Below are 16,939 nucleotides of genomic sequence, written 5' to 3'. Positions count from 1 at the left end.
TTTTCTATAGTAAACTTTTAAGAGAGTAATTTTTTGGAGGTTCGGGATGCCAACACCTAGTATGGAAGATTATATTGAACAAATATATATGTTAATTGAAGAAAAAGGGTATGCCCGTGTTTCAGATATAGCAGAGGCACTATCTGTTCATCCCTCCTCAGTAACAAAAATGGTACAAAAGCTCGATAAAGATGAGTACTTAGTTTATGAAAAATACAGGGGCTTCAGTTTAACCACAAAAGGGAATAAGATTGGGAAACGCCTTGTATTTAGACATGATTTACTTGAACAATTCTTAAAAATCATCGGAGTAAAAGATGAAAATATCTATAATGATGTCGAAGGAATCGAGCACCACTTAAGTTGGGATTCGATTGAAAGAATCGTTGACCTCGTTCAATTTTTCCAAGAAGATGAAACGAGAATAGAGGCATTAAAAGAAATACAAAAACAAAACGAAACTGATTAAATGTAAAGCACCTGGCCGCCAGCCAGGTGTTTTTTTAGAATAAATCAGGATAGTGGTCAAAGGATTGTTCCAGTTCAGGGCTTAAAACAAGATTACCATCGTAATCCTCAATTGCTTGAACGCCTTTGATTGCACCGTTTGTAGCTTCCATTAATGCTTTTTGATAGGAAATAATCCGTCCTCCGGATGTGACAAAGCTGATAATCTCTCCAAAATGGTTCCGATGCAGTGCTACGACTGTTTCCACAACGTTTCCCCCCCTTTGCTCTGTATTCTTTCTATAATTTTAAAAAAATAAACAAATAGATTATACAAAGGCTTTAAGACAAAAGAAAAAGAAGCATCGGTCTATCCCGATGCTTCTTTTCTTAATCCCAATTAAATGGTGTTTCCTGATAGACATAATAGTTGAGCCAATTTGAGAAGAACAAGTGTCCATGAGAGCGCCAGCGATTGATTGGCGGCTGCGTTGGATCATTGTTTGGAAAGTAATTTTCCGGAATATGGATTTCAAGTCCTCGTTCCATATCTCGATTGTATTCCTGAGCTAAGGAATCAGACTCGTATTCCAAATGTCCGGTTATCATTACATGCTTTCGATCACGGGAGGCAATGAGCAAGGCCCCCGCTTCCTCTGATGCTGCTAATAGCGTCAGTTCAGGGTTCTCATGAATCTCACCAATCGATACATCTGTATATCGAGAATGGGGAGCATAAAAATGATCATCAAAACCACGCAGAAGGAAATCATTTTGCTCGAAAATTTGATGCTCATAGATTCCTGAACATTTACGAGATAGTTCAAACTTATCAATTCCATAATGATAAAATAGTGCGGCTTGTGCTCCCCAGCAAATATGGAGAGTAGAAGTGACATTGGTTTTGGTCCAGTCCATAATCTCGGTGAGTTCCTGCCAATACTTTACTTGCTCAAACTCCATTAGTTCAACAGGAGCACCAGTAATAATCATGCCATCATATTTTTGGTTTTTGACCTCTGAAAAGGTGGTATAGAATTGTTCAAGATGTTGTTTGCTCGTGTTTGTAGATTCATAAGAATTGGTTTTTAAAAACTTTACATTTACCTGCAGCGGGCTGTTTCCCAAAAGCCTTAGGAGCTGCGTCTCTGCCTTTTCTTTCTCGGGCATTAAATTTAATATTAGCAGTTTTAATGGCCGAATGTCCTGACGAATTGCTCGTTCGTCGTCCATGACAAAGATATTCTCATGTTCAAGGATTTCTCTAGCTGGCAGCAGCTTTGGAATGTTAATAGGCAAGGTGAACTCCCCCTTTATTTCTTATCAAGTTAAGTTAAGTATATAGTATATTTTTAAAATTCGGTCATTAACATTATAAACATTATCTTAAATTCAGAAAAGGATAATTTTTTGTGAAAAATATTACACGAAATAAATCAGCGATTTGATACAATGAAAGAGTTAATAATTCTATGCGAATGCGGGGGATCATTTTAGCAAATGAAAACATCAGTTAAGTCCGACATTGAAATTGCACAAGAATCAACCATGAAACCTATTGTGGAGATTGCCAAAACAATTGGTTTAACGGAAGATGACCTCGAACTTTTTGGAAAATATAAAGCGAAAATTTCGTATGAAGCACTCTCGAAAATTGAATCAAATAATAATGGGAAAATCATTCTTGTTACTTCTATCAATCCAACACCTGCAGGTGAAGGTAAATCTACGGTTACAGTTGGTCTAGGTGACGCATTTGGGCGTATAGGTAAGAAAGCCATCATTGCTATTAGGGAGCCTTCTTTAGGACCGACAATGGGAATCAAAGGCGGGGCTGCTGGTGGCGGCTATTCACAGGTATTGCCGATGGAAGAAATTAATTTACATTTTACTGGTGACTTGCATGCGATAACTACCGCAAATAATGCTTTGGCCGCATTACTCGACAATCATATTCAACAAGGAAATGAACTTAAAATTGACCAGCGCCGTATTGTCTGGAAACGTGCAGTTGATTTAAATGATCGTGCATTAAGAAAGGTCATTATCGGGCTAGGCGGACCTCTGCAAGGAGTACCGCGTGAAGATGGCTTTGATATAACCGTTGCCTCGGAAATTATGGCTGTTCTTTGTTTGGCTTCAGACTTGAAGGATCTAAAATTACGATTAGCGCGAATGGTTGTTGCCTATAATGACAAGAAAGAACCTGTAACGGTTGGGGATCTTGGAGTTGAAGGTGCACTGACATTATTGTTAAAGGATGCGGTGAAACCGAATCTCGTACAAACCATTGAACATACACCTGCACTCGTGCATGGCGGGCCATTCGCTAATATTGCTCATGGCTGCAATAGTGTAATTGCTACTCGCGCCGCAGCAAAATTAGGAGATTATGTAATCACGGAAGGCGGCTTTGGAGCTGATTTAGGAGCGGAAAAGTTTTTACATATTAAAGCAAGAAGTGCGGGTATTAAGCCGGAAGCAGTGGTAATTGTTGCAACCATCCGGGCCTTAAAAATGCATGGCGGGGTAGCAAAAGCTGATTTGGCGAAGGAAAACATCGCATCGTTAACGCTTGGCTTTGCGAATCTGCAAAAACATATTGAGACCATTAAAAGCTTTGGTCTACCAGTGGTCGTAGCGATTAATAAATTCATTACCGATACCGAATTAGAAGTGCAAACACTTCTTGAATGGTGTAAACGGGAAGCTGTACCTGTTGCCTTAACAGAGGTTTGGGAAAAGGGCGGTGCAGGTGGAATTGAGCTTGCCGAAGCCCTTCTATCTGTAATTGAAAAAGAAGAAAATAAGTTTCATCCTCTATACGACTTATCTGATTCACTCGAATCAAAAGTAAGAACGATTGTTCAAAAGGTTTATGGCGGTAGGGATGTAGAATTCTCCTCAAAAGCGAAAAAACAGCTTGAGGATTATGAAAAATTCGGATGGTCTAATTTAGCGATTTGTATGGCTAAGTCACAATATTCCTTGTCTGATGATCCAACGAAACTCGGGAGACCTACTGACTTTACGGTGAATGTCAGGGAGTTCAAACCATCGATTGGTGCTGGTTTCATCGTAGCTCTAACGGGAGAAGTTATGACCATGCCAGGACTGCCGAAGAAACCTGCAGCCTTAAATATGGACGTAGACGAAAATGGCAAGGCACAAGGTTTGTTTTAACACATTGAGGTGAGTTGAATGTTTGATCCCACTGCTTTTGATAATATGAAGGTCGTTATTGAAGGTGCAATTTACGATTTAGATTTAGCCGGTGAAATTGTTGTCATTGATCGTAACGATCAGATGAATATGGCGAAAATGTCGCGGAGCTTTGATATGCACTTTCAATTACCTGATGCAAAAGGAAATATTGTTACTGCTAAAATGGAACTAAAAGCAGATATGATTAACCTTGCTGCTGAGCTTTTATCTGATGTGCTTTCACAGAAACATTCAGGATGTAAATTAAGACTTCAATTTTTTCATAAGGACATTACCGATGAAAAACAATTAAAGGAAATTAATTGGATCCTTACTGAAATTTGGGGAGTAACAAGAGATATTTGTCAATCTGTTTCGATTACTCCTTCAAAAGCACTGATTACGAATACGATTTCAATTGAATTTGACAGACTCATCGGTGAAGATCAAATGAATGATTTGGTCGAATTGCTTGATTTTATGGTCACAACCATTCAGCACCTGCAATCATACCTTCGTGAAATCAGTCAATAATCTCTAAAAACCAGCTAATTAATCTTAGCTGGTTTTTTATTGTATAAATTATTTACAATATTTAGATTTCAAGGTACGATTATTTTAACTAGATATTAAGACCTCATACCAATAATAAGGGGAGATTACATTGGTTAAAACGGCATGGGTAACTGACAGTACCGCTTTTTTAGATAACGAATTAAAAAATCATCCTGATTTGTATACAATACCATTAACGATATTACTAGATGGCGAGGAATTTGCTGACGGAATTGATTTAACAGCAGCAGAGCTATATGCCAGATTGAAGGATCTTAAGTCTCCGCCTAAAACTTCACAGCCAGCAGTCGGGATTTTTAAACAATTATACGAGGAACTTTCTAAGGACTATGATCGGATAGTAGCAGTTCTTATATCCGGAAAATTAAGTGGGACGGTTTCTTCAAGTGAACAGGCTGCTAAGCTTGTAGATATTCCAGTGACAACCTTTGATTCCAATATCCTAACTGCCCCAATGACTGCTTTATTAAAAAAGGGAATTGAACTAGTGGAGGCAGGCAGCAGTATTGAATCTGTAATCGACCAATTAGAAACATTAAAGACTACAAATGAGACGTATGTTCTAATTGGAAGCTTAGAGCAGCTTCACCGCAGCGGCAGGATGTCTGGCCTACAGTTCTTTTTAGGCAGTATGCTAAACGTCAAACCAATCATTTCAATTGAAGATGGTGCCCTTAATACAAAGGAAAAAGTAAGAAGTGATAAGAAGGCAAAGGAAAAGATTCTTGGTTACCTTAAGTCCTCTTATGAAAAATATAACTTTAAGGAAGTTTATATTCTTTATGGGTTACACCAGGAGCATGCTAATGAATGGAAAGAGGAAATAGAAAAATTATATTCTGAGTTGAAGGTGATTTGCTGCCCGCTTGGCGCTGTTATTGGTGTTCACGCCGGCGAAAACACACTTGGCATTAGCTGGCATAATGGACTGAAATAACTTTATCCCCTAGTGCACATACTAAAATGGCAGTTCATTTTTATGAGGGGGTAATCACCATTAGTAAGCAAGGAAGACAAAATTCAAATATGACACGTGAGCAAATTGAAAAACAAGATCAGAAAAATGACGTTGAACTAGGCAGCGAGTTTACAATTGGCAACACAAAATCGCAAAGCCAGAAAAAAAGCGGCCGTCAAGCCAACAAAAAATAACTCCGAATTCTTTCGGGGTTATTTTTTATGCGTTTTTCATGGTAAAATAGCAGGGGTAAAGGAAGGTGTCTAAATGAACGAACAAATTATCGAACAAACGGTAACCTATGTCCGGAATGAACTAGGGGAAGACGCAACAGGGCATGATTGGTATCATGTTGACCGTGTGAGACGGGCAGCTTTACATATATGTGATCAAGAGCAAGCAGGTGACCCATTTATTATTGAGATGGCGGCCCTTTTGCACGATATACCTGACGAAAAGCTAAATGATAGTGCTGAAGCAGGACGAAATAAACTGGATTTATTTTTTCAAAGTATTAAGCTTCCAAATGATGTACAGAACGCTATTGTTCAAATTATTGAAAGTATTTCATATAAAGGTGGAAGAAAAACGGAGCTAACTAGCGTTGAGGCAAAAATCGTTCAGGATGCGGACCGATTAGACGCCATAGGAGCGATTGGGATTGCAAGGACTTTTGCTTATGGCGGTAAAAAAGGACAACCCATTTACGATCCAGCTGTAAATGTTCGGGAAGAAATGAGTCTAGAAGAATACCGAAAAGGAAAATCTACCAGTATTCATCATTTTTATGAAAAATTATTAAAATTGAAGGACTTACTGAATACAGATACAGCAAAGAAGATGGCAGAAAAGCGTCATCAAATGATGGAGCAATTTTTAGAACAATTTTATCTAGAATGGGATGGTCAAGGCCGATGAAAATGCTCACAGTAGAAAATGTTACGAAAACGTATGGAGAAAAGCAGCTCTTTAACAATATTTCCATTACGATTGGTGAAAAAGAGCGAGTCGGCTTAATTGGAATTAATGGAACAGGAAAATCCTCTCTTTTAAAAATTATTGCTGGCCTGGATCAGCCTGATGATGGCAAAATCATCACTGGCAAGGATTACAGTATTGCATTTTTGGACCAGCAGCCAGATTTAGATTCAGACAAAACGGTTCTGGAACAGGTCTTTCATGGAGAGGCACCTATACTTAGGTTAATGCGTGAATACGAAAAGACTCTTTTGTTATTAAATGGAGCTCCAAATGATACGAAAATTCAAGAGGATTTATTCCAGCTGCAAAAGCAAATGGATGCTCTGAATGCTTGGGATGCAAGTACAAATGCCAAGTCAATCTTAATGAAACTCGGAATCGATGATTTTACAAAGAAAATTGGTGAGCTTTCTGGGGGACAAAAGAAACGGGTCGCCTTAGCGCAAGTACTGATAGCTGAGCCAGATTTACTGATACTAGACGAGCCTACCAACCACCTAGACTTTGACTCTGTTAAGTGGCTGGAGGATTACTTGAGCAGATATAACGGATCTATCCTGCTTGTCACACATGATCGTTACTTTTTAGACCGAGTGGCAAACAGAATGTTCGAACTAGATGGCGGCAATCTTTATAGCTATAAAGGAAATTATGCTGCATTTTTAGAAGCAAAAGCTATCCGTGAAGAAAATGAGGCAGCAACCTTTGAAAAAAGGCAGAATCTTTTTAGACGTGAGCTTGAGTGGATGAGACGTGGTGCCAAGGCACGTACAACGAAGCAAAAAGCACGGATTCAGCGTTTTGATGAACTTGAAGACAAGCTCTCTGGCGGGAAGCCAACGGGGGAAAAGGTTGATATCTCGTTAAATGGAAGCAGACTTGGGAAACAGGTTTTTGAACTCAAGGATGCATCTAAAGCTTACGGGGCAAAAACAATCCTAAATCACTTTGATTTACTTGTAAAACCTGGTGATCGCCTTGGGATTATCGGCAGAAACGGAACAGGAAAGTCGACATTATTAAATGTTCTGGCCAAAAAGCTCCCGCTCGATGAAGGTGAATTTATCATGGGACAGACAGTGAAGATTGCTTATTATACACAGGAAAACGAAGATATGGATGAAAACAAGCGGATGATTGAATACATTAAAGAAACCGCAGAGGTGATTGAGACATCAGATGGGAAAACACTATCTGCCGCACTCATGCTCGAACGTTTTCTCTTCCCGCCATTCTCCCATGGAACACCAATCCGCAAATTGTCTGGCGGTGAAAAGCGCCGTTTATACTTACTTAAACTATTAATGACAGCACCTAATGTCCTTTTGCTGGACGAGCCGACAAATGATCTTGATACACAAACATTGACGGTTTTGGAGGATTACCTGGAAGAATTCCCAGGTGTTGTGATTACCGTATCCCATGATCGATATTTCCTTGATAAAGTGGTCGATCAGCTGCTTGTTTTGCGTGGAGAAGGCAGGGTTGATTCTTTCTATGGAAATTACAGTGATTACCTAGAAAAGGAATCAGCTGTAGAAGTGAAAAAGAATGTTGCGAGCTCAGCTCCACCTGCTAAAGCTCCTGAAAAGGAAAAGAAGAAAAGAATGACCTTTAAAGAGAAAAAAGAGTGGGAAGAAATTGATAATTTGATTGAGAAAACGGAATCTCGTCTTGAGGAAATCGCCGAAGAAATGGGTAACACCGGCAGTGACTTCACAAAAGCACAGGAATTAATGAAATTGGAATCAGAATTAAACGAAAAGCTCGAGTATTTAATGGAAAGATGGGAATATCTAGCTGAATTGGCTGAAAGTGAGTAGAAAAGTGCGTCGATGACGTACTTTTTTTTTCGTTGAAGTTTATATCTGCGTTATTTAGGAAATATTGCGATAAATGAAATATATCAGCGTTGCAGCATATACGAGATCAATTTCTAGAATGAAATATAACCATTATGTTAAACTTGTATAAGAGAAACGAAAGAATTAGGTGATCTTCATGAAAATTAAGGCAATCGAACCAACTCCAAGCCCAAACACAATGAAAATAATTCTAGATCAAGAACTGCCAATGGGGAAGAGCCATAATTATAAAAAAGAAACTGCTGCCGAAGCACCAGCCATTATCCAAAATATCCTTCAAATTGAGGGGATTAAAGGTGTTTATCATGTAGCTGATTTCTTAGCGGTTGAAAGAAATGCGAAGTTTGACTGGAAGGATATATTGCCGCAAGTCCGACGGGCGTTTGGAGAAACCGCAGAACTAGCAGCTGAGTCCCAAAACAAACCAAACGAACACTTTGGTGAAATCAAGGTTGATATCCAAATGTTTAAGGACATCCCTCTTCAAGTGAAACTGACAGATGGAACAACAGAGAAAAGATTTGGAATGCCAGAATACTTTTTAAAAGCAAGAGAACGTGCACAGCTTCCAGACGAAAATTATATCCTGCTTCGCCGGTGGGATAATCAAGGTGTTCGCTATGGTGAATTTGACCAAATTGGTCAGGAAGTAGTCGAAGAATTAATTGCGGCTTATCCGACACAGCGGCTTGAGGACCTAGTTGCTAAAGCCCAAATAAAGGATTCTTCAACCAAACAGAAACCAATAAGAGAACGTAAAAAAGTTACCTTAGAGTCTTTAGACAATCTCGATTGGCAGATTCGCTATCAGCTTCTTGAACAAATGGATGACCCTGAACTAGAGGACTTACCTGTATTAGAAAAAGCGTTAGCAGATGAAAAGCCATCCATCAGGAGGCTTGCGACCGTTTACCTAGGTATGATCAAAGACCAAAGTGTCCTACCGTATTTATATAAAGCACTAAAAGATAAGACTGTTACAGTTCGCAGGACTGCTGGAGATTGCTTATCAGACCTTGGTTTCTCGGAGGCAAGTGAAGAGATGACCAAAGCACTTCAAGATTCAAGCAAATTAGTTCGTTGGCGGGCTGCGATGTTTTTGTATGAAGTGGGCGATGAAAGCTCAATACCAGCCTTGAAGGCAGCTGAAAATGATCCTGAATTTGAGGTCAGCATGCAAATTAAAATGGCAATCGAAAGAATCGAAGGCGGCGAAGCGGCAAAAGGTTCAGTATGGAAGCAAATGACGGAAGCACGGAAAGCAGACAACTAAATTGCACATAACAAATGAGATATAGTAAACTGCAAATATAGAAAGTGAGGTTTTTATAATGTCAATGGCCTATGAAGAGTACATGAGACAAATGGTTTTACCGATGCGTGAGGAGTTAACAAGAACAGGATTTCAAGAACTCACAACAGCTGAAGAAGTAGAAAACTATATGGAAAATGCAAGTGGTACCACACTAGTAGTTGTAAATTCAGTATGTGGATGTGCAGCTGGACTTGCACGACCTGCAGCAACTCAAGCGGTATTAACTAGCGATAAAAAACCAGAACATCTGGTAACTGTTTTTGCCGGACAGGATAAAGAAGCAACAGCAAAAATGCGCGAGTATTTCGAGGGAATTGAGCCTTCCTCTCCATCAATGGCATTGTTGAAAGGGAATAAAGTAGTTCACTTTATACCTCGTCATGATATTGAAGGCATGCCAATGGAATCTATTATGGATAATTTAAAGGCTGCGTTTGAAGCCAATTGCTAAAAGAAAAGGATGTCATTTGACATCCTATTTTTTTTGAGGTTTTTAAGGTTCTGAAAAAATTTCTATTATTCGAAAGGGAATGATTTTTCCATTTTACCTTCAAAAGAGGTATAATCATTTGTAAGAGTCAAAAAATTTCGGAAAAATTAGTTGAATTCTTCCAGGTACAAAGGGGAATAGAGATGAATAAATGGATTCGTAAATCGGTTGTCGTACTAGTTTCACTTTTAACATTTGGTCTAATTACACCTACTCAATTAATAAATAACGTAAATGCTGAGAAACCTAATGAGAGAGATACCTTTGAATCAATATCATCGCTGCAGACTAGCTATTTTGAAGAATCGCGTGTAGATAAAGAAGAGATTTTAAAGGAGTTACTTAAACAAGCGGAGCAGCAGTCCTATCAAAAATTTGGTACTCGAATTAAACCTGTAATAGAGAATGAATTTAGGGAAATCATTTTGCCAAATATTGAAAAAGCCTTACAGGAAACAGCAGCACAGTTTCCAACTGAGGATTTAATAAACTTAGCTATTACTGAGTCTCCGGGCAAAGGGCAGTCTGAAAAGATTTTCAACATCAAAAACAGTGATTCAAACAGCGATGTTCTTCGGTTTCATGTTAGAAGAGATAACCCGCCGCAAGCAGGTTACTGGTTTAACTTTCATTACCATACCTATCATGACGGGTTCCAAAGCCATCATGAGCTAGGGTCAATCTATTGGGATAAAAATACACCGCCGAAATGGATGAGTTAATGATTTGCGTAATACTATGAAAAAGTTTTATTATAATTGTGAAACCTTTTCTAGAGAATCTCGTATATAGACTATTACCTAAAATGGAGGAATGAAAAAATGGCAATTAGTTTATCAAAAGGACAAAAAGTAGACTTAACAAAAACAAATCCTGGGTTAACAAATGTAGTAGTAGGATTAGGCTGGGATACGAATAAATATGATGGCGGTAATGATTTCGATCTAGATTCATCCGTTTTCTTATTAGGTGAAAATGGTAAAGTTACAAACGAGACAGACTTTGTGTTCTACAATAATCCAAAAGGTGCTAATGGAGCAGTTGTACATAATGGAGATAACAGAACAGGTGAAGGTGACGGGGATGATGAGCAAGTAAATATCAATTTAACTGCAATCCCAGCTAACATTCAACGTGTAACATTTACTATTACTATTCATGACGCAGCTGCTAGAAACCAAAACTTTGGTCAGGTATCCAATGCATATGCACGTATTTTCAATGAAGCAAATGGTGAAGAATTGATTCGTTATGATTTAGGAGAAGATTTCTCTATCGAAACAGCTGTTGTAGTTGGTGAATTATACCGTCATAACGGCGAATGGAAGTTTAGTGCAATTGGCAGCGGTTATCAAGGCGGCCTTGCAGCACTTGCTACAGACTTTGGATTATCAGTAGGATAACAACTAGAATAAGGACCCAGCACTTGCTGGGTCTTTTACAAAAAACATATAACATCCGGGAGGAATTTTTTTTATGTCTGTTTTGCAAGGAATTTTAGATACGTATGCACAATTCTTTAACTGGGAAATGTGGGGAGAAGTTTTAACAGACCCTGTTTCTTGGGGCTTGATTGGAACACTCGTTATCCTAGAAGGACTACTTTCTGCGGATAACGCACTTGTTCTAGCTGTAATGGTAAAACACTTACCACCGGATCAACGTAAAAAAGCACTTTTTTATGGATTATTAGGAGCGTATGTGTTCCGTTTTATTGCAATTGGCGTTGGGGTATTCTTAATTAAACTTTGGTGGGTAAAGATTATAGGTGCAGCGTATCTTGCATGGTTATCTATTAAATATTTTATGGATAAACGAAAAGCAGCTCAGAGTGAAGAGGAAGAAGCACATGGAATGAACCAAACCGGACTCCTTATCCGTCTGTTTGGAACGTTCTGGGGAACAGTAGTTGCTGTTGAAATAATGGATATTGCTTTTTCTGTTGACAGTGTTCTAGCTGCCTTTGGTGTTAGTGAACAGATTTGGGTGTTGTTAGTCGGCGGTATGCTTGGGGTATTAATGATGCGTGGTATTGCTGGAGTTTTCTTGAAATTAATTGACCGCATTCCTGAGCTTGAGACAGCTGCTTATGTTTTAATTCTGTTAATAGCAGCAAAAATGCTTGTCGCTGTTTTCGATATTCATGTTCCACATGCGGCCTTCTTTATTATTATATTAGTTACATTCGGTGCCACTTTCGTTATTCACTACATGAACAAAAAGAAAGAAGTCGGCAAAGAATCATAATTATCAACGTAAGACATAAAATGGGGAACAGACGAAAGTCAGTCCCCATTCTTTTTTATTAAAGGAGTCATTTAGAATGAAGTATTTTACTTATTTTTATGAAAATGAGCTAAAGGCATTGTTTTTTCAAACGCCAAAGGACTTTAACAAGTACAGTGATCGAGAGCTTTTATCCTATGGTTTAGGTGCAACGCTATATATGCCAGCAACTCGTCCAAACATTCATCAAGACCTCCTCTCAAAAAAGCATGAAGGACTAACTTCGCTCGTGATTGACCTAGAGGATGCCGTTGGTGATATTGAAGTTGAAAAAGCGGAAGTACTGCTAGTAGAGGAATTGCTTAAGCTATATGGTGAAATCAACAAAAACTATTTAACGATTGACGACCTGCCGCTCATGTTTATCCGGATTCGGAATATAGAGCAGCTTAGAAGAATCAAAGAACAATTAGGGAATGCCATTGAACTGTTAACAGGTGTGGTTTTACCGAAATTTAATGCGGAATCTGGTAAAGCTTTATTAGCTGAGATTGTGAAAATACATACAGAATACAAGCCTTTTTACGCCATGCCTATACTTGAAAGTGATAGAATTATACAAAAAGAAACAAGAATGACTGAACTAATGGATATTAAACATCTCTTGGATCAGTATAAGAATAATATTTTGAATGTTCGAATTGGGGCTACGGATTTCTGCGGGTTATATGGCATTCGCAGAAGTGTAGATACCACGGTTTACGAGATTGCTGTTTTACGAGATTGCATTGCCGATATCATTAATGTTTTTCAACGATCAGAGAGCCCCTATGTGATTTCAGGACCGGTCTGGGAGTATTTCTCCTCAAAACCAAGAATGTTAAAGCCTCAGCTGAGGCAAACGCCTTTTCGTGAACGTTATGGTGATGAAGGCTTGAAATGGCGGGCTGAACTAATTGATCAAAATTTGGACGGTCTTATTAGAGAGGTATTAATGGACATTGCCAATGGGTTAACGGGAAAAACAATCATCCATCCTACCCATATTAAAGCAGTCCAGGCCCTTAATGTTGTAACGTACGAGGAATACATCGATGCATGTTCAATTGTTGAAGCAGCAAACGGTGAAATTGGTGTAAAAAAGAGTGATTTTTCCAATAAAATGAATGAAATTAAGCCCCATTTATTTTGGGCAAAAAAAATTCTATTAAAATCTCAGCTTTATGGGGTGCTGCATGAAGGATACACAAATATCGACCTTATCAAAAAAGACGTATACGTATACAATTCTTGACGCAATTAATGTAGACATTGAAGTTACTGAAAATCCATATCAGTTACCTCTTGAAGAACTGTTTACTATGGCCGCAAGAATTAATAAAAAACGTTCGTTTTTATTTGTCAGTAAAGTACTTGGGAAGCATTTACCCATTCATCCCCAAAAAGGTCTGTTAACAGCCTCATTACTTGCAGCAAGATATGCTGAAAATGTAAAAGGTTTGAATGGTCAGGTTACAAAAGATTTAATCGGAGCTTTTATTCAAAAAGAAACACAGTTTCAAAGTGTGGCTTTTATCCCCAAGTCTGTTAACCCGGTTGTTATCGGATTTGCTGAGACTGCGACCGCTCTTGGGCACGCTTTTTTTGATTGCTTTCTGGGTGCAGAGTTTTTCCACACGACGCGAGAAGAGATTAGTAGTTTAACACCTAGTATAACCTTTGAAGAAGAGCATTCTCACGCTACCTCGCATCGCTGTTATATTCCGCTCGACATGATTAATAATGAACGGGAAATTATTTTAGTAGATGATGAAATGACAACGGGAAAAACAGCCATCAATATTATTCAATCCATCCATGCTCAGTTTCCAAGGAAGGAATACAGTGTTGTATCGATTTTGGATTGGCGTTCAGAGGAAAACAAACAACAGTTTGCCCAACTAGAAAAAACACTTGGGATAAGCATTAACATTGTTAGTTTGATGAGTGGTAATGTTCATGTAGAAGCAATTGGTCAGCTTCAAGAACAAGAGAAGCCACATACATATCAAGAAATTGGACCATGTATTGAAAGAGTATCATTATCTGATTTCTTTGATAAAGCATGCTCCACGATTAATAATTCAACTTCTCTTATCAAAGAAACAGGTCGCTTCGGGACCGATAGCCACGATAATAAAGTACTTCATAAGAAAATAAGTGCTGCAGCTGCTGTGTTAAGACAACACAGGACGGGAGCGAAGACTCTTTGTTTAGGTACCGGAGAATTTATGTATATTCCAATGAAATTGGCTGCGGAAATGGGCAATAATGTCTTTTATCAATCAAGTACGAGAAGTCCTATCTATATTCAAGATATAGTTGACTATGGTGCAAGACATGGAATCAGTTTTCCTAATCCAGAGGACTTGGATATTGCTCATTTTGTTTACAATATTCCGCCTGGAGAATATGATGAATTATTTGTTTTTTTAGAGAGAGAAGTACCTGCAGAAAACCTTAAGCCATTAGTAAAACAAGTAGAAAAATTACAGATAAAGTCGATTAAAATCGTCTTTTTCTCGCATGCAAGGGGTGAAACGAATGTCAATCATAACCAATCAGCCTGCGAAAATGGGAAGCTATTCTGAGGAAGATGTTCTTTTTCTATTAAAGGATTTAAGTGATATTGAACTGGAAGATTCGACCGCAAATCGGGAATTGAGAGTTCAATCTGGTCAGCATTATAGTGAGTCACTCCCGATTGAATACCAGCCGCCAAAGGAATATGTAGATTTGTTTTGGAATACCACCAGTGAATATAAAACGAAGGTGGCCTTATGCGTTGGGATTGTTGCAGAGCAAATCTATCGTCTTAAGGGGAGCCAAGCCATTCTTGTATCCTTAGCTAGAGCAGGAACGCCAGTTGGGATTCTGATAAAAAGATATATTCGTTTACGGTATGGTGTCTCTTTACCACATTATAGTATTTCTATTATCCGTGACAGAGGAATAGATGAAAATGCGCTCCATTATATCCTCGCTAAACATCCTGAAGGCAAAATTCAATTTGTGGATGGCTGGACAGGAAAAGGAGCCATTTCGATTGAACTTACAAAAGCATGCCAGGAGTTTGAAGAAAAGTATCAAATTAGACTGGATGATAAACTTGCCGTCATTGCCGATCCAGGTTATTGTACTTCGCTTTTTGGCACGCGAGAGGACTTTTTGATTCCGAGTGCTTGTTTAAATTCGACCGTCTCAGGACTTGTAAGCCGGACTGTATTAAATTCTCACTATATTGGTGAATCTGATTTTCACGGCGCTAAATATTACCGGGAGCTTCTATCCAGTGATGTCTCCAATAAATATATCGAGTTGATTGCAGCTGAATTTCCAGCCATTATGGACAAGGCGGAGAAAGCCGCAATAAAAAGGGTAAAAGAAGAGATTAAAACTGAATATTTAGGTATGCAGGATGTTAAAAACATTCAGGCAGAATTTGAGATTGATAGTACGAATTTAATAAAACCAGGAGTCGGGGAGACCACACGTGTCCTTCTCCGAAGAGTCCCTTGGAAAATCCTCATGCGCGATCCTTCTAGCCCATTTGTGAAACATATCCTCATGCTGGCAGAAGAAAAGGACGTAGAGGTCATTGCCTATCCGCAAATGAATTATTTATGTATGGGCTTAATTAAATCGGTTAAGGGGACTAGCAAATGATAACAGCATCAGATCTTGATCGAACACTCATGTATTCCAATCGGGCACTCGAAGAATTCGGTATCCCGGAGAATATCGTATTGAAGCCGGTTGAATTCCATAAAGGATCCTGGACTGGATATATGACGGAAGCTGCTTTTTCGATGTTAAAAGAAGTCAGCTCGCACAGCTTGTTTATACCCGTTACAACACGAACAACGGAACAATTTAAGAGATTTGTGATTTTTGAACAAGAAGTACCCTTGACCTATGCGATTACGACAAATGGAGCTCAGATATTGTATAAAGGCGAACCTTTAAAGGAATGGTCAGATCAATTAATCATTCATTTGAAAAATGGATGTGCACCTGAGGAAGAGTTACTTTCTGCCTTGAGAAATGCTGAAATTATTTTAGATGGGGAAAGAAAGCATGCTGAGAATCTATTTTTTTACTTTATCTTAAATTGTCTTCCGACTCCATCTGAACTGATAGAAATCCGTGAGCTAACAGCGCAATATGGATGGAAAATGAGTCTTCAAGGAAGAAAACTTTATTTTATTCCAACTGCTATAAGCAAGGGGAAGGCACTTGAATATATTTGTAACCGAGAAGGAATGAAAGCAATGGCAGGTGCGGGTGATTCTGTTCTAGATTGGGATTTTCTAAAGAACTGCACCTATCGATTCGTCCCAAGTCATGGAGAACTGCTTAAAGTAATGGGACCAGCTGATATCACGCTGACAAACCAGCTCGGCATTGCTGCAGGGGAAGAGATTCTCAAACGTTTCGGTGAGTGTATTATCACTCAAGCTAACTTTTCTTAATATAAGGATAAAAGAAATAAAAATAGATACCATTGAACACAGCAAAAGAAGCGCAGAAAAATAAAACTGACATACTAACAGTGGCAAGAACGGGAGATAGTAACAGTGTAAAAAGTAAGCATAACCAGAACAAATCGATGATAACGAAGGTTTTGGAGACCATTAATTCCATAATAATATTTAATTCCTCGCTAACATCTTCCATTCTTGGCCGCTTAAATATGAATCTCATGAGGTCACCTACTTTTATGTGAGTACTCCAATAATATGTAAGGACAGGGAAAAAGGTGAAAAATGAGGGAATTACGTATGAGAGTGAAACATTTTATGATTACTTTCGTATAAACAATGAACCAATTATTTAAC

19 protein-coding genes are annotated in these 16,939 nt (G+C 38.6%); 16 read left to right on the top strand and 3 right to left on the bottom strand.

Going from position 1 to position 16,939, the window contains the following annotated elements:
• Positions 1-46: 46 nt before the first annotated feature.
• Positions 47-469 carry a transcriptional regulator MntR gene (gene mntR / locus M3189_RS15855; protein WP_251635081.1) on the top strand — a complete coding sequence of 141 codons (423 nt, stop codon included), beginning with the start codon at positions 47-49 and terminating at the stop codon, positions 467-469.
• Between the two features lie 34 nt (positions 470-503).
• Here mntR and M3189_RS15850 read toward each other — a convergent pair whose 3' ends face one another.
• Both M3189_RS15850 and metA read right to left on the bottom strand, forming a co-directional pair.
• Positions 504-716, bottom strand: a complete 213-nt coding sequence (locus M3189_RS15850; RefSeq protein ID WP_251635079.1) for a DUF3892 domain-containing protein — start codon at positions 714-716, stop codon at positions 504-506.
• 121 nt (positions 717-837) lie between these two features.
• Entirely contained in the window at positions 838-1,746 is a 909-nt protein-coding gene (metA, locus tag M3189_RS15845) for a homoserine O-acetyltransferase MetA (RefSeq protein WP_251635077.1), read from the bottom strand.
• A 201-nt stretch (positions 1,747-1,947) separates the two neighbouring features.
• Between metA and M3189_RS15840 the strand changes: the two genes are divergently transcribed.
• From M3189_RS15840 to M3189_RS15770, 15 genes are all read left to right on the top strand, one after another.
• Entirely contained in the window at positions 1,948-3,630 is a 1,683-nt protein-coding gene (locus M3189_RS15840; RefSeq protein WP_251635075.1) for a formate--tetrahydrofolate ligase, read from the top strand.
• Positions 3,631-3,675: 45 nt separating this feature from the next.
• Entirely contained in the window at positions 3,676-4,185 is a 510-nt protein-coding gene (locus M3189_RS15835) for a hypothetical protein (protein ID WP_251635073.1), read from the top strand.
• A 130-nt stretch (positions 4,186-4,315) separates the two neighbouring features.
• The gene (locus M3189_RS15830; RefSeq protein WP_251635072.1) at positions 4,316-5,164 is read left to right on the top strand and encodes a DegV family protein; all 849 of its coding nucleotides are present in this window, start codon (positions 4,316-4,318) and stop codon (positions 5,162-5,164) included.
• A gap of 26 nt (positions 5,165-5,190) precedes the next feature.
• The gene (locus tag M3189_RS15825; RefSeq protein WP_251635070.1) at positions 5,191-5,379 is read left to right on the top strand and encodes a hypothetical protein; all 189 of its coding nucleotides are present in this window, start codon (positions 5,191-5,193) and stop codon (positions 5,377-5,379) included.
• 73 nt (positions 5,380-5,452) lie between these two features.
• The gene (locus M3189_RS15820; RefSeq protein WP_251635067.1) at positions 5,453-6,103 is read left to right on the top strand and encodes an HD domain-containing protein; all 651 of its coding nucleotides are present in this window, start codon (positions 5,453-5,455) and stop codon (positions 6,101-6,103) included.
• Positions 6,100-7,989, top strand: a complete 1,890-nt coding sequence (locus M3189_RS15815) for an ABC-F family ATP-binding cassette domain-containing protein (RefSeq protein WP_251635585.1) — start codon at positions 6,100-6,102, stop codon at positions 7,987-7,989. Before M3189_RS15820 ends, M3189_RS15815 begins: the two co-directional genes overlap by 4 nt.
• A gap of 178 nt (positions 7,990-8,167) precedes the next feature.
• Positions 8,168-9,304: a conserved virulence factor C family protein gene (locus M3189_RS15810; RefSeq protein ID WP_251635065.1), complete on the top strand. Its 1,137-nt coding sequence runs from the start codon at positions 8,168-8,170 to the stop codon at positions 9,302-9,304.
• A gap of 58 nt (positions 9,305-9,362) precedes the next feature.
• The gene (locus M3189_RS15805; protein ID WP_251635063.1) at positions 9,363-9,797 is read left to right on the top strand and encodes a BrxA/BrxB family bacilliredoxin; all 435 of its coding nucleotides are present in this window, start codon (positions 9,363-9,365) and stop codon (positions 9,795-9,797) included.
• Positions 9,798-9,979: 182 nt separating this feature from the next.
• Positions 9,980-10,558 (top strand): YpjP family protein, encoded by a 579-nt coding sequence (locus M3189_RS15800; protein WP_251635061.1) that lies wholly within the window; start codon positions 9,980-9,982, stop codon positions 10,556-10,558.
• Positions 10,559-10,657: 99 nt separating this feature from the next.
• The gene (locus M3189_RS15795; RefSeq protein ID WP_095250535.1) at positions 10,658-11,239 is read left to right on the top strand and encodes a TerD family protein; all 582 of its coding nucleotides are present in this window, start codon (positions 10,658-10,660) and stop codon (positions 11,237-11,239) included.
• 73 nt (positions 11,240-11,312) lie between these two features.
• The gene (locus tag M3189_RS15790; protein WP_251635059.1) at positions 11,313-12,083 is read left to right on the top strand and encodes a TerC family protein; all 771 of its coding nucleotides are present in this window, start codon (positions 11,313-11,315) and stop codon (positions 12,081-12,083) included.
• A 76-nt stretch (positions 12,084-12,159) separates the two neighbouring features.
• Positions 12,160-13,356, top strand: a complete 1,197-nt coding sequence (locus M3189_RS15785) for an HpcH/HpaI aldolase/citrate lyase family protein (RefSeq protein ID WP_251635057.1) — start codon at positions 12,160-12,162, stop codon at positions 13,354-13,356.
• The gene (locus M3189_RS15780; protein WP_251635055.1) at positions 13,298-14,692 is read left to right on the top strand and encodes a phosphoribosyltransferase family protein; all 1,395 of its coding nucleotides are present in this window, start codon (positions 13,298-13,300) and stop codon (positions 14,690-14,692) included. Before M3189_RS15785 ends, M3189_RS15780 begins: the two co-directional genes overlap by 59 nt.
• Entirely contained in the window at positions 14,646-15,767 is a 1,122-nt protein-coding gene (locus M3189_RS15775) for a cysteine protease StiP family protein (RefSeq protein WP_251635053.1), read from the top strand. The genes M3189_RS15780 and M3189_RS15775 overlap by 47 nt, the downstream gene beginning before the upstream one ends.
• Positions 15,764-16,573 (top strand): hypothetical protein, encoded by an 810-nt coding sequence (locus M3189_RS15770; protein ID WP_251635051.1) that lies wholly within the window; start codon positions 15,764-15,766, stop codon positions 16,571-16,573. The genes M3189_RS15775 and M3189_RS15770 overlap by 4 nt, the downstream gene beginning before the upstream one ends.
• Here M3189_RS15770 and M3189_RS15765 read toward each other — a convergent pair.
• Positions 16,560-16,805 carry a hypothetical protein gene (locus M3189_RS15765; protein WP_251635049.1) on the bottom strand — a complete coding sequence of 82 codons (246 nt, stop codon included), beginning with the start codon at positions 16,803-16,805 and terminating at the stop codon, positions 16,560-16,562. The two genes, M3189_RS15770 and M3189_RS15765, sit on opposite strands and share 14 nt — an antisense overlap.
• Positions 16,806-16,939 lie beyond the last annotated feature (134 nt).

The organism is Neobacillus niacini, from assembly GCF_023715415.1.
Classification (GTDB): Bacteria; Bacillota; Bacilli; order Bacillales; family Cytobacillaceae; genus Neobacillus; species Neobacillus niacini_C.
This window is presented reverse-complemented; position numbering and strand designations above follow the sequence as displayed.

Coding starts and splice junctions, on each gene's coding strand:
- M3189_RS15765 (WP_251635049.1), bottom strand. CDS start 16,805: ATGAGATTCATATTTAAGCGGCCAAGAATGGAAGATGTTAGCGAGGAA.
- M3189_RS15785 (WP_251635057.1), top strand. CDS start 12,160: ATGAAGTATTTTACTTATTTTTATGAAAATGAGCTAAAGGCATTGTTT.
- M3189_RS15810 (WP_251635065.1), top strand. CDS start 8,168: ATGAAAATTAAGGCAATCGAACCAACTCCAAGCCCAAACACAATGAAA.
- M3189_RS15780 (WP_251635055.1), top strand. CDS start 13,298: ATGAAGGATACACAAATATCGACCTTATCAAAAAAGACGTATACGTAT.
- M3189_RS15825 (WP_251635070.1), top strand. CDS start 5,191: ATGGCAGTTCATTTTTATGAGGGGGTAATCACCATTAGTAAGCAAGGA.
- M3189_RS15815 (WP_251635585.1), top strand. CDS start 6,100: ATGAAAATGCTCACAGTAGAAAATGTTACGAAAACGTATGGAGAAAAG.
- M3189_RS15775 (WP_251635053.1), top strand. CDS start 14,646: ATGTCAATCATAACCAATCAGCCTGCGAAAATGGGAAGCTATTCTGAG.
- M3189_RS15800 (WP_251635061.1), top strand. CDS start 9,980: ATGAATAAATGGATTCGTAAATCGGTTGTCGTACTAGTTTCACTTTTA.
- mntR (WP_251635081.1), top strand. CDS start 47: ATGCCAACACCTAGTATGGAAGATTATATTGAACAAATATATATGTTA.
- M3189_RS15795 (WP_095250535.1), top strand. CDS start 10,658: ATGGCAATTAGTTTATCAAAAGGACAAAAAGTAGACTTAACAAAAACA.
- M3189_RS15840 (WP_251635075.1), top strand. CDS start 1,948: ATGAAAACATCAGTTAAGTCCGACATTGAAATTGCACAAGAATCAACC.
- M3189_RS15835 (WP_251635073.1), top strand. CDS start 3,676: ATGAAGGTCGTTATTGAAGGTGCAATTTACGATTTAGATTTAGCCGGT.
- M3189_RS15820 (WP_251635067.1), top strand. CDS start 5,453: ATGAACGAACAAATTATCGAACAAACGGTAACCTATGTCCGGAATGAA.
- M3189_RS15790 (WP_251635059.1), top strand. CDS start 11,313: ATGTCTGTTTTGCAAGGAATTTTAGATACGTATGCACAATTCTTTAAC.
- M3189_RS15770 (WP_251635051.1), top strand. CDS start 15,764: ATGATAACAGCATCAGATCTTGATCGAACACTCATGTATTCCAATCGG.
- M3189_RS15805 (WP_251635063.1), top strand. CDS start 9,363: ATGTCAATGGCCTATGAAGAGTACATGAGACAAATGGTTTTACCGATG.